This is a genomic window from Streptomyces sp. NBC_00104, from assembly GCF_045160825.1.
In the GTDB taxonomy this organism is placed as follows: Bacteria; Actinomycetota; Actinomycetes; order Streptomycetales; family Streptomycetaceae; genus Streptomyces.
Genome location: NZ_CP108215.1, coordinates 5,364,534 through 5,379,447 on the forward strand (window position 1 = coordinate 5,364,534; position 14,914 = coordinate 5,379,447).

14 protein-coding genes are annotated in these 14,914 nt (G+C 71.4%); 12 read left to right on the top strand and 2 right to left on the bottom strand.

From position 1 onward, the window contains the following. Window positions 1–47 precede the first annotated feature (47 nt). The gene (locus OG272_RS23630) at window positions 48–293 is read left to right on the top strand and encodes a hypothetical protein (protein WP_405894759.1); all 246 of its coding nucleotides are present in this window, start codon (window positions 48–50) and stop codon (window positions 291–293) included. After that, entirely contained in the window at window positions 290–631 is a 342-nt protein-coding gene (locus OG272_RS23635) for a hypothetical protein (protein ID WP_405894761.1), read from the top strand. The genes OG272_RS23630 and OG272_RS23635 overlap by 4 nt, the downstream gene beginning before the upstream one ends. On the opposite strand, the gene OG272_RS23640 is transcribed toward OG272_RS23635, so the two are convergent. Continuing rightward, window positions 628–1,812, bottom strand: coding sequence for an erythromycin esterase family protein (locus tag OG272_RS23640; RefSeq protein WP_405894763.1), 1,185 nt, complete (start codon window positions 1,810–1,812; stop codon window positions 628–630). The two genes, OG272_RS23635 and OG272_RS23640, sit on opposite strands and share 4 nt — an antisense overlap. Window positions 1,813–1,913: 101 nt before the next feature. On the opposite strand from OG272_RS23640, the gene OG272_RS23645 reads away from it, so the two are divergent. Both OG272_RS23645 and OG272_RS23650 read left to right on the top strand, forming a co-directional pair. Beyond that, complete coding sequence (locus OG272_RS23645) at window positions 1,914–2,708, top strand: TioE family transcriptional regulator (RefSeq protein WP_327728944.1); 795 nt, start codon at window positions 1,914–1,916, stop codon at window positions 2,706–2,708. 299 nt (window positions 2,709–3,007) lie between these two features. Further along, window positions 3,008–3,874 carry a hypothetical protein gene (locus OG272_RS23650; RefSeq protein ID WP_327728943.1) on the top strand — a complete coding sequence of 289 codons (867 nt, stop codon included), beginning with the start codon at window positions 3,008–3,010 and terminating at the stop codon, window positions 3,872–3,874. A 118-nt stretch (window positions 3,875–3,992) separates the two neighbouring features. Here OG272_RS23650 and OG272_RS23655 read toward each other — a convergent pair whose 3' ends face one another. Further along, window positions 3,993–5,804, bottom strand: a complete 1,812-nt coding sequence (locus tag OG272_RS23655) for a bifunctional metallophosphatase/5'-nucleotidase (RefSeq protein ID WP_405894765.1) — start codon at window positions 5,802–5,804, stop codon at window positions 3,993–3,995. A 268-nt stretch (window positions 5,805–6,072) separates the two neighbouring features. Between OG272_RS23655 and mshD the strand changes: the two genes are divergently transcribed. The 8 genes from mshD (at window position 6,073) to OG272_RS23695 (ending at window position 14,798) form a co-directional block, all read left to right on the top strand. Continuing rightward, window positions 6,073–7,038 (top strand): mycothiol synthase, encoded by a 966-nt coding sequence (gene mshD / locus OG272_RS23660; RefSeq protein WP_405894766.1) that lies wholly within the window; start codon window positions 6,073–6,075, stop codon window positions 7,036–7,038. Between the two features lie 122 nt (window positions 7,039–7,160). Then, the gene (locus OG272_RS23665) at window positions 7,161–7,574 is read left to right on the top strand and encodes a GntR family transcriptional regulator (RefSeq protein WP_326585746.1); all 414 of its coding nucleotides are present in this window, start codon (window positions 7,161–7,163) and stop codon (window positions 7,572–7,574) included. Then, window positions 7,571–8,488 (top strand): ABC transporter ATP-binding protein, encoded by a 918-nt coding sequence (locus OG272_RS23670; RefSeq protein WP_405894768.1) that lies wholly within the window; start codon window positions 7,571–7,573, stop codon window positions 8,486–8,488. Before OG272_RS23665 ends, OG272_RS23670 begins: the two co-directional genes overlap by 4 nt. Next, entirely contained in the window at window positions 8,485–9,519 is a 1,035-nt protein-coding gene (locus OG272_RS23675; protein ID WP_405894770.1) for an ABC transporter permease, read from the top strand. Before OG272_RS23670 ends, OG272_RS23675 begins: the two co-directional genes overlap by 4 nt. Then, window positions 9,516–10,499 (top strand): ABC transporter permease, encoded by a 984-nt coding sequence (locus OG272_RS23680; protein WP_405894772.1) that lies wholly within the window; start codon window positions 9,516–9,518, stop codon window positions 10,497–10,499. The genes OG272_RS23675 and OG272_RS23680 overlap by 4 nt, the downstream gene beginning before the upstream one ends. Window positions 10,500–10,949: 450 nt before the next feature. After that, on the top strand, window positions 10,950–13,184 hold the full coding sequence (locus tag OG272_RS23685) for an RNA degradosome polyphosphate kinase (RefSeq protein ID WP_405896063.1): 2,235 nt from the start codon (window positions 10,950–10,952) through the stop codon (window positions 13,182–13,184). Beyond that, on the top strand, window positions 13,165–14,379 hold the full coding sequence (locus OG272_RS23690; protein ID WP_405894774.1) for a CHAD domain-containing protein: 1,215 nt from the start codon (window positions 13,165–13,167) through the stop codon (window positions 14,377–14,379). The genes OG272_RS23685 and OG272_RS23690 overlap by 20 nt, the downstream gene beginning before the upstream one ends. Continuing rightward, window positions 14,376–14,798, top strand: a complete 423-nt coding sequence (locus OG272_RS23695) for an NUDIX hydrolase (protein ID WP_326581261.1) — start codon at window positions 14,376–14,378, stop codon at window positions 14,796–14,798. Before OG272_RS23690 ends, OG272_RS23695 begins: the two co-directional genes overlap by 4 nt. The last annotated feature ends 116 nt before the right edge of the window (window positions 14,799–14,914 follow it).

Genomic DNA, 14,914 nt, shown 5'->3' on the forward strand with positions numbered 1-14,914 from the left:
GTCAGATCGACCCTGAAATAACCCTGAGACGAAAGAGGGGCACCGGCATGCGCGCACTCGTCGTGAGGCTCTGCGAGGCACTGGTTCGGTGGGCCGCACCCGGCCCACCGCCGCCCGAGGTGGAGGAGCCATTGGAACCCGCCCCGCCCCCGCCGCCCCGGAAAACCGTCGACATCTGGCCGTTCGAGCCCTACGACAACTTCGTACGGCCCTACGTGCTCAGCGCGGAAGAGTTGTACAGCCACGGCTTCCACGCCAGTCATGGCATCCACGGCATCGAGGTCCCCGCATGATGACCGGCCTGCGTCTGCTGCCGTGGACCACCCCCGACGGCAAGCCCTGCTATCTCGACCAGGACACGGCCCACCCCGGGGTCCTCTCCCTCCTCGCCGACAGTGTGGAGGCGTCCCAACTGGGTTCGGCGGAGCAGGTGTTGGCCGGGAGCAGGGCCGTGCTCCAAGACCCCGCGGCCGGGGAGCGGGCCGTGCGGTTCGCGCTGACGCGGGCGGCGGAGTCGTTGGAGGACGTACTGCGGATCGCGGACAGCAGGGGGCAGCGGATCGGTGAGGCCGATACCGATACTGGTGCCGATGCCGAGGTCGGTGCCGAAGTCCGCTACGGCGCCCCCTAGTTGTCGGCGTTGAGGTGCAGGACGCCGTCCGCTCCGTCGAGGGTCACCTCGTCCAGGGGGAAGTACCGCGACTGTTGTGCGGAGGGGTGCGTGCGGGTCCGGGCGGAGGCCGGTTCGGGGGCCGGGATCAGGGACCAGGAGGTGGTGGTGCGGCGTTGCAGGGCGGCCTCGTAGGTGTCCGGGGCGGGGTCCGTGAGGCCGAGCGCCTCGCTGCGGCCCAGGCTGCCCGCGATGAAGGCGTACCGCTCGCCCACCAGCGGGCCCAATACGGCGCCGGCGCCGTACCAGTGGAGGTCCAGGTCGTCGCGCATGCGCATATGGCTGCGGCTGCGCTGGAGGTGCACGTTGTGGGCGAAGACCAGGGTCGGGCCACGGCCGGCCTCGAGGGTGCGGATGTCGAGGAGGTTCTCGACCATGAGGGCGTCCCGGGTGGCGAGCAGGCGGGATATACGGGTGCTCTCCTCGACGGGCTGTGCCAACTGCCTGTGATAGCGCAGCAGGCCGAGACCGGCGGTGAGGTGGGCCTTCGCCCTGAACCACTCGGCACGCGAGGTCGCCGCGATCAGTTCCGGTGCGCGGGCGTGGAACTCGGTGAGCAGGTCGTCCGCGAGGCAGCGGAGCGTCTCGGCCTCCGCCGTGGCGCCGAGGGACATGGCCGGGTCCATGACCGCCTCCGTACGACTCCAGCGTTCGTCGTCCCCGGCGAGGCTCGCGATGTCGACGGCCGAATCGGAGGCGAGAGCGAGGGGGGAGACGGGGCCCGCTTCGCGGGCGAGGTAGGCACGGGCGTGTTCGAGGTAGCGGCGCGGGCTGGGCGCGCTCATGTTCTCCATCTCGGCGTCGATGCCGTGGAAGGCGAGGCGTTCCGCGGGCGGGCGGGTCCGGTTGTACTCGCGCATCCAGGTGATCAGTTGCCGGTTTGGGGCCAGTTCGCCGCGGCCGAACGCGATGCCTTCGCTCATCACCTCGTCGAAGTCGCCGGCCCCCTCCTGGACATGGGCGTCCACGGCCAGCGCGGGCACGCGGTCGGTTTCCAGGGCGATCGAGCGGAAGCCCTGATCGACGAGTTGGGCGAACAGTTCGTTGCGGACGCGCGCGAAGGCCGGTTCCTGGTGGGTCGGTTCGCCGAGGGCCAAGAGGTCGCACGACGGGGTCACGAAGTCTCGAATGTCCTGACTCATGAGCCTCGATCGTATCCTTGAAAGGTCGGTTGAGCCTTGGGAGGCCCAAGCCGCATGACGGCAGCGACCACGTCCCGTAAAGTCTCAAACCGGTGACCACCATGCGACCTTCCGACCTCGCCCGCGAGCACGGCCTCTCGACCCAGGCGGTCCGCAACTACGAGCGGGACGGGTTCATCCCGGCCGCCGAGCGCACGGACAGCGGTTACCGGATCTACACCGAGGTGCACGCGGCGGCCCTCCGCGCCTTCCTCGCCCTCGTCCCGGCCCACGGCCACTCGGCCGCGGGACAGATCATGCGCGCCCTCCACGCGGACGCCCCCGGCAACGCCCCTGCCGACGCCCTCGACGACGCCCTGACGATCATCGACCGGGGCCACCACCAGTTGCTCCGCGACCGGGAGACCCTCGACGCGGTACGGAGGGCGGTGGATCACCTGATGGCGGAGGCCGGCACCACGCCCGCCACCGACCGGCCAACAGGGGCCAGCCGGTCGACAGGTGACGGCCCGCCAACAGGTCCCGGCCGGTCAACAGGTGCCGACAGACGAACCATCGGCGAACTCGCCCACCGGCTCCAGGTCACTCCGGCGACCCTCCGCACCTGGGAGAACGCCGGCATCCTCACCCCCGCACGCGACCCGCTCACCGGCTACCGCCTCTACCGCGCGACCGACGTCCGGGACGCCGAGCTGGCCCATCTCCTGAGGCGCGGGGGCTACCCCCTGGACCACATCGCCACCGTGGTCCGGCAGATCCGGACGGCCGGCGGCACCGACACCCTCTCCGACGCCCTGGACGACTGGCGGCGCAGGCTGACCGCGCGGGGCCTCGCCATGCTCGACGCGGCCACCCACCTCAGCCACTACGTGAGCCTGCTCGGCAGAGGCCCCTGAGCACGAAGCACCGACCCCTGAGCGTGCAGCGCCGCCCCCCGTGCGCGAAGCGGCGCTCCCCGTGCACGAAGCGCCGGCCCTTGACCGGAAGCGCCGCCGCGTACCGACGCGCACGCGTTGTGGATCTTGAGTGACGTGTTCGTGACAAGTTTCTGAGAGGACTCCGAGAAACCTCTGAGGCGCCTGTGATGACGGTCGTGTTCGCTACTGGTGAGTTGAGTTCTTCGAGTTCTCCGTTCCCCCAGACGACAGAACCGGTGGCCGCCGACGCCGGCGTACAGCAGTAGGAGCGCACACCCATGCGAACTGCAGTCAAGGCATCCCTGAAGAGCACGCTGAAGAAGACCGCACTCGTCGCCGCGTCCACCGCCCTGGCCGTGTCCGGTGCCCTGGCCGGCGCCGGTTCCGCCCAGGCGGCCACCGGGCCGGGCGGCGCGACGAACATCCGGGGCGTGGACCCCGGCAACACCGACTCGATGATCGAGCGGCTCTGCGCCCAGAAGACGAGCATGACGGGCGTGTACGGCGCGCTCAACGTCCGGACCGGCGAGTTCAAGACGCAGGACGAGTACCTGCGGGACGTCTTCGGGCTGTTCGTGCCCGCCGGGGACTGGGAGACCTTCCGCGGCTGGTGCGGCAACGTGCAGGCGTCGACCTGGTCCATCAAGGGCGCCCCCGTCCGCACCTCCCCCTGGATCGGCAACCGGGGGTCGCAGGCCGACAAGGAGACCTTCGTCAGCAGCTACAGCACCAAGACGTTCGCCAAGAAGAGCGTCGGGGCCCAGCTGAGCCTCTCCGTCGCCAAGAGCATCTTCTCCGGCAGTGCGGGCGGCAGCTTCTCGTACGAGTGGGGCTGGGAGAAGACGGCGAGCTTCGAGCGCCGCAGCGAGAAGGCGATCCCGCCGTGCACCCAGATCGCCGTGACCTGGACGCCGTACCAGCGTGTGGTCCGCGTCACCCCGGTCTTCTACGTCGAGGACTACTCCTGGAACAAGGGCAACGGCGAGAAGACCGTCCACACCTGGCGCAACCGCTCCTACCGCACGATCTACTCGCACGGTTACTACATCGACGGCACCTCCGACAAGCTCCTCCCCAACGGCCAGCCCGACGGCCGCGAGGACAAGTGGGAGGAGAAGCTGGACCCGAAGAGCTGCGCCCGCTGAGGCCCGTTCCTCCGGGGAAGCTCCGGGGAAGCCGTAAAAAAGAACTCCCCGCGCCCCTGGTCGCTCTCGCTTCCAGGGGCGCGGGGCTGTGACAGGTGCGGCTCCGCCGCGTGGGCGCCTAGCTGATGACCGTGATCCGGTTGGCCGTCGGCGGCGCGAGCGGGCTCGCGGCCGAGGAGTTGGCCAGCAGGTACTGCTCAAGGGCAGCGAGGTCGTCCCCGCCGACCAGGTCGTTCGTGCCCTGGCCCAGCGTGGTGAAGCCGTCGCCGCCGCCCGCGAGGAAGCTGTTGGTGGCGACGCGGTACGTGGCGGCCGGGTCGATGGTGGCACCGTTGAGCTTGATGCTGTCGACGACGATGCGGGCCGCGCCGGTCTTCGTGAGGTCGAGCGTGTAGGTCAGACCGGACGACGGCAGCAGCACCTTCGGGGTGGCCGCGTTGACGCCGGTGACCTGCTCCTGGAGAACCGAGACGAGCTGGGCGCCCGTGAAGTTCTGCAGGTTGACCGTGTTGGAGAACGGCTGGACGGTGAAGCCCTCGGCGTAGGTCACCACGCCGTCGCCCTCGGTGCCCTTGGCCGCGTAGGTCAGCGGCGCGCGCACACCACCGGGGTTCATCAGCGCGAGGTCGACCTCGGGGTCCAGCGCCTTGCCGTACCAGTACTGCGCGTCGGCGATCAGGTCACCCATCGGGGACTCGGTTCCGGCGTTGGGCACGTCGGCGGATATGTAGCCGATGGCGCGGTTGCCGATCGGGGCGGCGAGGGTGTTCCACCTGCTGATGAGGGCCGTCATGTCGGCGGCCTTCTCGACGTCACGGGTGACCACGTGGTTCGCGGAATCCACGGCCGTGCGGGCGATGTCGCCGGTCTTGCGGTCGTACGTCAGCGTCGTGTCGGTGTAGAGGCGGCCGAAGGACGCGGCCGAGGTGACCATGCGCGGCTTGCCCGCCGGGTCGTTGATCGTGCAGGCGTACGCGGCGTGCGTGTGGCCGGTGACGAGGGCGTCGACCTTCGGCGTGATGTTCTTGGCGATGTCGACGATCGGACCGGAGATGCCGTCACCGGCGCCGGGCGCGTCGCAGTCGTAGTTGTACGACGTGGAGGCGGGGGCACCGCCCTCGTGGATCAGCGCGACGACCGACTTGACGCCCTGGCGCTCCAGCTCCTTGGCGTACTTGTTGATCGTCTTGACCTCGTCCTTGAAGGTGAGGCCCTTGACGCCCTCGGCGGAGACGACGCCCGGGGTGTCCTCCAGGGTCACACCGATGAAGCCGACCTTGACGCCGTTCTTCTTCCACACCCAGTAGGGCTTCAGGAGCGGCTTCTTGGTCTTGTTCTCGATGACGTTCGCCGCGAGGTACGGGAAGTCGGCGCCCTTGAACTTCTTGCCCTTGACGTAGCAGCCGGCGGTCGGGTGGCAGCCGCCCTTCTGCAGACGGGCCAGTTCCTTCGCGCCCTCGTCGAACTCGTGGTTGCCGACGCTCGTGACGTCGAGGTCGAGCCCGTTCAGCGCCTCGATGGTGGGCTCGTCGTGGAAGAGGCCCGAGATCAGCGGGGAGGCACCGACCATGTCACCGGCGGCGGCCGTGATCGAGTAGTCGTCGGCGCGGCGGGCGTCGCGCAGGTGCGTGGCGAGGTACTCGACACCACCGGCGTTGATCGTCGTGGTCGTACCGTCCTCGTGCAGCTCGGTCACCCGGCCCGAGGAACCGGCCGGCGGCTCCAGGTTGCCGTGCAGGTCGTTGAACGACAGCAACTGCACGTCCTGGTACCGGCTCGGCTTCTCCTTGCCGGGCTGGTTCGGCTTCGCCTCACCGGCGCTCGCCGGAAGCGCGGCGGCCAGCGCCCCGACGGTCGCCAGGCCGGCCGCGGCGGCGAGGATCCGGTTACGGCGGCTTCTACGGCGGTGCGCTTGGGGTGTGGCTGACATGTGCCCCCCTGGATTCGTGAGAAGTGTGAGAAACGTGAGAACAGGCCCCGTGCGGCCGAAGCCTAGGGTCAACGCGCGTAGCGCGGCAGGGGGTTCATGGTTACGACCTGGTTGCCATCAAGGAGGACTCGCAACGAAGTTGGACATTCAGCGCCCCGGAGAGGCCCGGGGAATCGCGCGATCGACCACATCCGGCCAGTGGCCGCGTGTCAACGGTTTCCAGCCGAGCTCGTAGGCACCCTCCCTCCCCACGACTAACCTCGAACCCATGACCAGCGACGACACCGCCCGGCCCGGCCCAGCCGCAAGCGCAGCCGCCCGCAGTATCGAAACCCGCCTGGAACTCACCCCCGACCAGAAGGCGGCCGTCCTCGCGCTGCTGGACGAGGCCGCCCAGGTCGACGGCCAACAGGCGGTGTCCGAGCAGGGCCGCCTCCAACTGCGCGGCGGCCCCCGCGACGGCGTGCGCCATCTCCTCCTCAGCGCCGGGGACGACCTGGTCGGCTACGCCCAACTGGAGGACAACGACCCCGTCGAGGCCCCCGCCGCCGAACTGGTCGTCCACCCCTCCCACCGGGGCCACGGCCACGGCCGGGCCCTCGGCTCCGCCCTGCTCGCCGAGTCCGGCAAGCGCCTGCGCGTCTGGGCGCACGGCGGCCACTCCGCCGCCCGGCACCTCGCCCAGGTCCTCGGCCTCACCCTCTTCCGCGAACTGCGCCAGATGCGCCGCTCGCTGGCCGATTTCGACCCGCCCGAGCCGGTGCTCCCCGACGGCGTCACCGTCCGCGCCTTCGTCCCCGGCGAGGACGACGCGGCCTGGCTCGCCGCGAACGCGGAGGCCTTCGCCCACCACCCCGAACAGGGCTCCCTCACCCAGCGCGACCTCGACGACCGCATGGCCGAACCCTGGTTCGACCCGGCGGGCTTCTTCCTGGCCGAACGGCAGGGCGGCGAGGGCGGGACCGGCGGCGCCGAACTGATCGGCTTCCACTGGACGAAGGCGCACGCCGATGAACAGCTCGGCGAGGTCTACGTCGTGGGCGTCCGCCCCGGCGCCCAGGGCGGCGGCCTCGGCAAGGCCCTGACCACGATCGGCCTGCGCCACCTCGGGGCCCAGGGCCTGCCCACCGCGATGCTCTACGTCGACGCCGACAACAAGGCGGCGGTGACCGTGTACGAACGCCTCGGCTTCGTGACGTACGAGACGGATCTGATGTACCGCAGCGAAACCTGACACATCCTCACGCATCCGCACGTACGCGGAGTTGTCCACAGGCTGGGGGCGGTGTTGTTGACACCGCCCCCTCTCTTGCACCACCCTTTCACTACTCAATTAGTGAAAGGGTGGTTGTCCGAGTGGTCGAGTACCGCATCGACCGGCGCAGCGGTGTCGCCACCTACGTGCAGATCGTCCAGCAGACCAAACAGGCCCTGCGGCTCGGCCTGTTGGAGCCCGGCGACAAACTCCCCACGGCCCGCGAGGTCGTGGAGGCCACCGCGATCAACCCGAACACGGTGCTGAAGGCCTACCGCGAGCTGGAGCGCGAAGGCCTGGTCGAAGCCCGCCGCGGTCTCGGCACGTTCGTACGGAAGTCACTGGGCAGCACGCCCGTCGACTCCCCGCTGCGGGCCGAGCTGGACACCTGGGCCGTACGAGCCAGACAGACCGGGCTCGAACGGGACGACGTGGAGGCGCTCTTCACGTCCGTACTGGACGAACACTTCACACAAGATCAGCGAGACCGGAAAGATCAGGGGGACGAGGCATGACGGGGACCGCGATGAAAGCGGCCGCGCTCGGAAAGAAGTTCGGGTGGCGGCAGGGGAACTGGGCACTGCGTGACTGCACGCTGCGGCTGCCGACGGGGCGGATCTGCGCGCTCGTCGGACCGAACGGCGCGGGCAAGTCGACGCTCCTGGCCCACGCGGCCGGGCTGCTCGTCCCCACCGAGGGCGCCATCAGCGTGCTGGGGACGACCCCGGCGGCGGCCCGCGAACGCATCGCGTACGTCGCCCAGGACAAGCCCCTGTATCCGCAGCTGACCGTCGCCGAGACCCTGCGGCTGGGCCGTGAGCTCAACCCCCGGCGCTGGGACGCGGCCGTCGCCGAGCGGGTGGTGGACGAGGGCGAGCTGAACCGGCACGCGAAGATCCGCTCCCTCTCCGGCGGCCAGCGCACCCGGGTCGCGCTCGCCCTCGCCCTCGGCAAGCGACCCGAACTGCTGCTCCTGGACGAGCCGATGGCCGACCTCGACCCGCTCGCCCGGCACCAGCTGATGGGCACCCTGCTCGCGGACTCCGCCGAGCACGGCACCACTGTTGTCATGTCCTCGCACGTAGTGGCCGAACTGGAGGGTTCCTGCGACCACTTGTTCCTGCTGGGCGCCGGACGTGTCCGGCTCGCGGGCCCGCTGGACGAGCTCCTCGCCGCCCACACCCTGGTCACCGGCCCGGCCGGCGACCTCGCCCCGCACACCGTCGTCGAGTCCCGCACGACAGGGCGTCAGCTCACCGCGCTCATCCGCCCGCAGGGCCCGATCGGCACCGGCCGGCAGACCGCCGAGCCGACCCTGGAGGAGCTGGTCCTCGCCCACCTGAGGGCACCTCAGGCACCGGCCCTCGTCCTCGACGAGGGCGACGGCGACCACGCCGATGGGACCGAGGCGCGGGAGGCGGCCGTATGAGCACCACGACCACCGGGACCGCCGCGACCCCGGCCGCCCGCTCAGAGCACCCGACCCCCGCCCCGGCCATGACCCCGGTCCGGGGGCTGATCCGGGCGACGCTCCGCCTGCACCAGTCGGCGCTGTGGTTCTGGGGGCTGCTGGTGGTCCTCATCGCCGGCGGGCTGGTGTGGGCCGCCGGACCGGGGCTCGACGCGGCCTGGACCGAGTATGCGAAGAGCGGCTGCGAGAGGACCGACTACTGCTCGACAGGCGCCGCGTACACCCGCTACGGGCTGGCCGTCACCCTGGGCTCCGACCTCCTCACCCTCGCTCCTGCCCTGATCGGCACCTGGGCGGGCGGCGCCCTGGTCGCCCGCGAGCTGGAGAGCGGCACCGCCCGGCTGGCCTGGACCCAGTCCGTCTCCCCGGCCCGCTGGCTCGCGGCCAAGCTCGCGGTCCCGGCCGCCCTGATCGTCTCGGGGACGGTCCTGCTGACCCTGCTGAACCGCCTGGTGTGGTGGCGGGAGGAGCGGCTGCGGCACGAGCTGGGGACACGGGACTGGTTCGAGTACAGCACCTTCATGGGCAACGGCACCCTCGCCACCGCCTACGCCCTGCTCGCCCTGGCCCTCGGCGTCCTCGCGGGCGTGGTGCTGCGCCGCTCGCTGCCCGGGCTCGCCGCCGGGTTCCTGGGCGTGATCGTCGTCATGGGCACGCTCCGCACGTGGCGCCACGCCCTGTGGCCGGTCGAGACCCTCGTCTCCAAAACGCCGGACCGGGCCTGGACGGGTGAGCTGGTCGACCGCGGCCTGATCACCACCTCGGGCGCCCGCGTCTCCAGCGCCGGGTGCGAGGACATCTCCTGCGACCGGACCGACGTCGCCGGGTTCTACGCGGACTTCCACCCCTCCTCCCACTTCTGGCCCCTCCAGCTCGTCGAGACCGGCATCCTCCTCGCCCTCACCGCCCTGCTGGTCCTGACCGCCTTCCACCTGCTCCGGCGCCGTACGGAAGGCCCCTCATCGACCCGTACGGGAGGCACCCCATGACCGCCACCACCAGCGCGCCCGCCCCTGTCACCCGGGGCGGGCCCCGCCCCCGGGGCATCGTCTGGACCGTGCTGCGGCTGCACCGCTCGGCACTGCTGGTGTGGGCCGCGTACGTGCTGGTCATGGTCGGGTGGATGCTCTGGCTGCAGTACGTCACGGGGGCGGAGGCGCGTGCGGAGCGCGCCGCCTGCCGGAAGCTGGAAAGCGGGTGCATCGACCTCGAGTCGGCGTTCGCCTACTCCCAGGCCATGAGCTGGGTCGGCACCCTCATCGCCTACTTCTCCTACGCCGTGGCCGCCTGGGCCGGCGCCTCGCTCACCGGCCGCGAGATGGAGCGGGGCACGGCCCAGCTGGCCTGGACCCAGTCCGTCACCCCGGTCCGCTGGCTCACCGCGAAGCTGGCCGTGTCCGCCGTCGCGCTGACCGCCGGCACCGCCGTCCTGGTGCTGGTCTACCGCTGGGCCTGGTCCTCGGACCGGGACCTGAGCGGCGACGAGTGGTACTACACCGACCCCTTCGTGAACCGCGGCCCCGCCGTCCTCGCGTACGCCCTGTGCGCACTGGCCGTCGGCGCCCTGGCGGGCCTCGCCCTGCAGCGGGCGCTGCCGGCCCTGACCGTGGCCTTCGGCTTCATGCTCCTGTTCCACCTGTGGCTCGACGACCACTCCAACGAGCTGTGGCCCGCCAAGACGCTCACCGGCACCGCCGCCAGCCGACTGCCGATGACGGCGGAACAGCTGGACCTGGGCGCGATCACCGGCCCGGGCAGCCGCGCCGCCGACCTGAGCTGCTTCGACGCCGACGCCGACGTCGACTACACCCGCTGCATGAGCCAGAACGGCTTCACCGACCTGTACGCCGAGGTGCACCCGGTATCCCACTTCTGGCCCCTGCACCTCATGACCACCGGCGTCATCCTCGCCGTCGCCGTCCTCGCCACCGCCGCCGCCTACGGGACACTGCGCCGCCGCGCCCGCTGACGGCCCCCTGACCCGGCACGCCCTTCCTACGGGGGGATGGGCGTGCCGAAGGCGTACGCCCGGTGAACAGCGTGCGACGGCGTGCGAGGACGAAGGAGCGTGCGCCGGGGGCGCACGCTGGCCTCCGCGGAACCGGCGGTCCTCCCCGCGCTATCCCATACGTAAGGTCTCCGTAACCGGTCATTCAGACGGCCTTGCGACGCTTCCGCAATGAACCCCGTCGTGCCCGAGCCCTCGCCTCCCCCACGCAGCGGCCCCAGCAACGGGAAAAGCGCGGGGAGCGGCCCCCGTGCGACCGCGCCCGGCGCCCCGCACGCCGCCGATGTCGTCGCGCGCATCGACGCGGACATCGCCGAGAACGACGCCGTGAACGCCGCCTCGCCCCTCCCCGCACTTCCACCGGCCCTGTCCGACGCGCCTGTGATGCTCGCGGCGCGGAACAATGGTGTTATGAGCCAGTCCAACACCCAGGCAGCCCAGGTCCAGCACGCGCAGCCGTCCGTCGGCTCCATAACCGGCCACCGCCCCCACACGGTGTCGGCCGTGGTGTCCGACCTGGAACCCGACATCGACGCCGACCTCGACGCGTACGAGGAGGACGACCAGGGTGGCGAAAGGCTGCCGCAGGGCCGCTTCCTCGACCGGGAGCGCAGCTGGCTCGCCTTCAACGAGCGCGTCCTGGAACTGGCCGAGGACCCGAACACCCCCCTCCTCGAACGGGCGAACTTCCTGGCGATCTTCGCCAGCAACCTCGACGAGTTCTTCATGGTCCGGGTGGCCGGCCTGAAGCGCCGTATCGCCACCGGCGTCGCCACGAGGTCCGCCTCCGGTCTCCAGCCCCGCGAGGTGCTGGAGATGATCTGGGCCCGCTCCCGCGAGCTGATGGCCCGGCACGCCGCCTGCTTCCACGAGGACGTCGCCCCGGCGCTGGCTGAGGAGGGCGTGCACCTGGTCCGCTGGAGCGAACTGGAGGAGAAGGAGCAGGCCCGGCTCTTCACGCTCTTCCGTCACCAGATCTTCCCGGTGCTGACGCCGCTGGCCGTCGACCCGGCGCACCCCTTCCCGTACATCTCGGGTCTCTCCCTGAACCTGGCCGTCCGCGTGCAGAACCCGGTGACCGGCACCTCGCACTTCGCCCGCGTCAAGGTGCCGCCGCTGCTGTCCCGCTTCCTGGAGGCCTCCCCGGGCCGGTTCGTCCCGCTGGAGGACGTGATCGGCGCCCATCTGGAGGAGCTGTTCCCGGGCATGGAGGTGCTGGAGCACCACGCCTTCCGGGTCACCCGCAACGAGGACCTGGAGGTCGAGGAGGACGACGCCGAGAACCTCCTCCAGGCCCTGGAGAAGGAGCTCATGCGGCGCCGCTTCGGGCCGCCGGTGCGCCTGGAGGTCGAGGAGAGCATCAACCAGGAGGTCCTGGACCTGCTGGTGCGCGAGCTGAAGATCAAGGAGTCCGAGGTCTACCCGCTGACCGGGCCCCTGGACCTCACCGGCCTCTTCCGCATCGCCTCCCTGGACCGGCCGGAGCTGAAGTACCGCAAGTTCGTCGCCGGCGTCCACCGCGACCTGGCCGAGGTCGAGTCGGCGTCCGCGCCCGACATCTTCGCCGCCCTGCGCAACCGGGACGTGCTGCTGCACCACCCGTACGACTCGTTCTCGACGTCGGTGCAGGCGTTCCTGGAGCAGGCGGCCGACGACCCGGACGTCCTCGCGATCAAGCAGACCCTGTACCGGACCTCCGGCGACTCCCCCATAGTCAACGCGCTCATCGACGCCGCCGAGGCCGGCAAGCAGGTCCTCGTCCTGGTCGAGATCAAGGCCCGCTTCGACGAGCACGCCAACATCAAGTGGGCGCGCAAGCTGGAGGAGGCCGGCTGCCACGTCGTCTACGGCCTGGTCGGCCTGAAGACCCACTGCAAGCTCTCCCTGGTGGTCCGCCAGGAGGGCGAGACGCTCCGGCGCTACAGCCACGTCGGCACGGGCAACTACCACCCGAAGACGGCGAGGCTGTACGAGGACCTGGGCGTGCTGACGTCGGACCCGCAGGTCGGCGCGGACCTCTCCGACCTCTTCAACCGCCTCTCCGGCTACTCGCGCCGCGAGACCTACCGCCGCCTCCTCGTCGCGCCCAAGTCCCTGCGCGACGGCCTGATCGCCCGCGTCAACAAGGAGGTCCAGCACCACCGTGCCGGACGTCCCGCGCACGTCCGCATCAAGGTCAACTCGATCGTGGACGAGGCGCTCATCGACTCCCTGTACCGGGCGTCGCAGGCGGGTGTTCCGGTCGACGTGTGGGTGCGCGGCATCTGCGCCATACGCCCCGGCGTGCCGGGCCTGTCGGAGAACATCCGGGTCCGCTCGGTCCTCGGCCGCTTCCTCGAACACTCCCGGATCTTCGGCTTCGGCAACGGCGGCGAGCCGGAGGTGTGGATCGGCAGCGCCGACATGATGCACCGCAACCTCGACCGCCGGATCGAGGCCCTGCTGCGGGTCACCGACCCGGCCCACCGGGCGGCGCTCAACCGCCTGCTGGAGACCGGTATGTCCGACACGACCTCCTCCTGGCACCTCGGTCCCGACGGCGAGTGGACCCGGCACGCGACCGACGCCGACGGCCAGCCCCTGCGCAACGTCCAGGAGATGCTCATTGACGCCCGGAGGCGCCGGCGTGGCACAGCAACACCTTGACCCCACGGACCCCACGGTCGTACCCGCCGATGCCGTCGCCGGCTATCTGCGGGCCCGGGCCACGGAGTTCCTCCGCGCGCTGCGCACCCACCGCGAGACCGGTGGGGGCGCGGCGGCGGGCGCCGAGGAGTCCACCGACGCGGCCCTGGCCCTGCGCCGCTCGGCCCGCCGCATCAGCGGCACGCTGCACACCTTCCGCCCCCTCCTGGACGCCGACTGGTCGGAATCCCTCCGCCCCGAACTGGCCTGGCTGTCCGGCACACTGGGCCGCGAGCACGCGTACGCGGCCCGCCTGCACCGCCTGGTGACGGCCCTGAACCGCCTGTCCGGAGCCACGAACTTCCCGACCCAGACGGCGATCCCCACCCGCACCACCACCGCCTCTACGGGCAGCCGCTCCACCACCGCCGCCTCCGGGGGCAGCCGCTCCACCACCGCCGCCTCCGGGGGCAGCCGCTCCGCCACCTCAGCCTCCGCTGTGGGCAGTCGTTCCGCTGGGGCGGAACGGGTGGGCACAGCGGACCCCGGGACCGCCGGCCCAGGTACCCGCCCCCCGGCCGCCCCCGATCGCGGCAACCTCACAGTCGGCGCGGCCAAGGCCGGCGCGCTCCTGGACCGCCAGCTCACCCTCGCCCGCACCCGGGCCCACTCGGCGGCCCTCCAGGCCCTCGGCTCCTCCCGCTTCCACGCCGTCGCCGACAGCGTCGCCGTACTGGCCAGCGAGGTCCCCCTCACCCCCACCGCCCCCACGGCCGACCTGCGCCCCCTGGCCGCCGCCGCCCACGACCGCCTGCGCGACGCGGTCACCGGCCTGCCCCTGCACACCGCCGGCCACCCCTACAACGCCGAGGCCCTCATCCACGGCCTCTCCCCCGACACCGCACCCCACCCGCAGGACGCCCCCTGGCACCAGGTACGGCTCCTGCTCCGCCTCCACCGCTACGCCCTGGAGGTCCTGTACCCCGAGGCCGTCCCCGTCGACGTACGCCTCCTCGCGGCCGGCGAGGCCCTCAACCGCCACCGCGACGCCTCCGAAGCGGCCTCCGCGGCGGCCGCCGCCGCCCGCACCCCCCGTATCGCCCCGGCCACGGCCTACGCCCTCGGCGTCCTCCACGCCGACCAGCGCCACGAGGTGGAGGCATCCCGGTTCGCGTTCCAGCAGTCCTGGCAGAAGGAGGCGGTGAGCACGTCGTGAACGAGAACACCGACGCCGTGATCCGGGCGGCGGGCTGCGTCCTGTGGCGCCCCTCCCCCGACGGCGGGGACCTGCGGATCTGCCTGGTCCACCGGCCGAAGTACGACGACTGGTCGCACCCCAAGGGCAAGTTGAAGCCCGACGAGGACGCCCTCGCCGGCGCGCTGCGCGAGGTCGAGGAGGAGACCGGCCACCGCTGCGCGCCCGGCCCCCGGCTGCCCACGACCCACTACTTCGTCAACGGGCGCGCCAAGCGGGTGAGTTACTGGGCGGCCGAGGCGCTCGACGGCCACTTCACACCCAACCGCGAGGTGGACCGCATCCTCTGGCTGGACCCGGCCGACGCCCGCGCCCGCCTCACCCAGCCCCGCGACCGGGAACTGATCGACGAGTTCCTGGCGATCCTCCGCCACGCGTAACCCTCACCACGCGACCCCTCACCACGCGACCCCTCACACCCCGCCCGCCGCGTGCCCCTCCGCGTCCGTCCGGGCCAGGCTCCGCGCCCGTCTGGCCGGCCCGCGCCACCCACAAC

Coding starts and splice junctions, on each gene's coding strand:
- OG272_RS23680 (WP_405894772.1), top strand. CDS start 9,516: ATGACCGCCACCACCAGCGCGCCCGCCCCTGTCACCCGGGGCGGGCCC.
- OG272_RS23630 (WP_405894759.1), top strand. CDS start 48: ATGCGCGCACTCGTCGTGAGGCTCTGCGAGGCACTGGTTCGGTGGGCC.
- OG272_RS23645 (WP_327728944.1), top strand. CDS start 1,914: ATGCGACCTTCCGACCTCGCCCGCGAGCACGGCCTCTCGACCCAGGCG.
- OG272_RS23640 (WP_405894763.1), bottom strand. CDS start 1,812: ATGAGTCAGGACATTCGAGACTTCGTGACCCCGTCGTGCGACCTCTTG.
- OG272_RS23650 (WP_327728943.1), top strand. CDS start 3,008: ATGCGAACTGCAGTCAAGGCATCCCTGAAGAGCACGCTGAAGAAGACC.
- OG272_RS23670 (WP_405894768.1), top strand. CDS start 7,571: ATGACGGGGACCGCGATGAAAGCGGCCGCGCTCGGAAAGAAGTTCGGG.
- OG272_RS23635 (WP_405894761.1), top strand. CDS start 290: ATGATGACCGGCCTGCGTCTGCTGCCGTGGACCACCCCCGACGGCAAG.
- mshD (WP_405894766.1), top strand. CDS start 6,073: ATGACCAGCGACGACACCGCCCGGCCCGGCCCAGCCGCAAGCGCAGCC.
- OG272_RS23685 (WP_405896063.1), top strand. CDS start 10,950: ATGAGCCAGTCCAACACCCAGGCAGCCCAGGTCCAGCACGCGCAGCCG.
- OG272_RS23675 (WP_405894770.1), top strand. CDS start 8,485: ATGAGCACCACGACCACCGGGACCGCCGCGACCCCGGCCGCCCGCTCA.
- OG272_RS23655 (WP_405894765.1), bottom strand. CDS start 5,804: ATGTCAGCCACACCCCAAGCGCACCGCCGTAGAAGCCGCCGTAACCGG.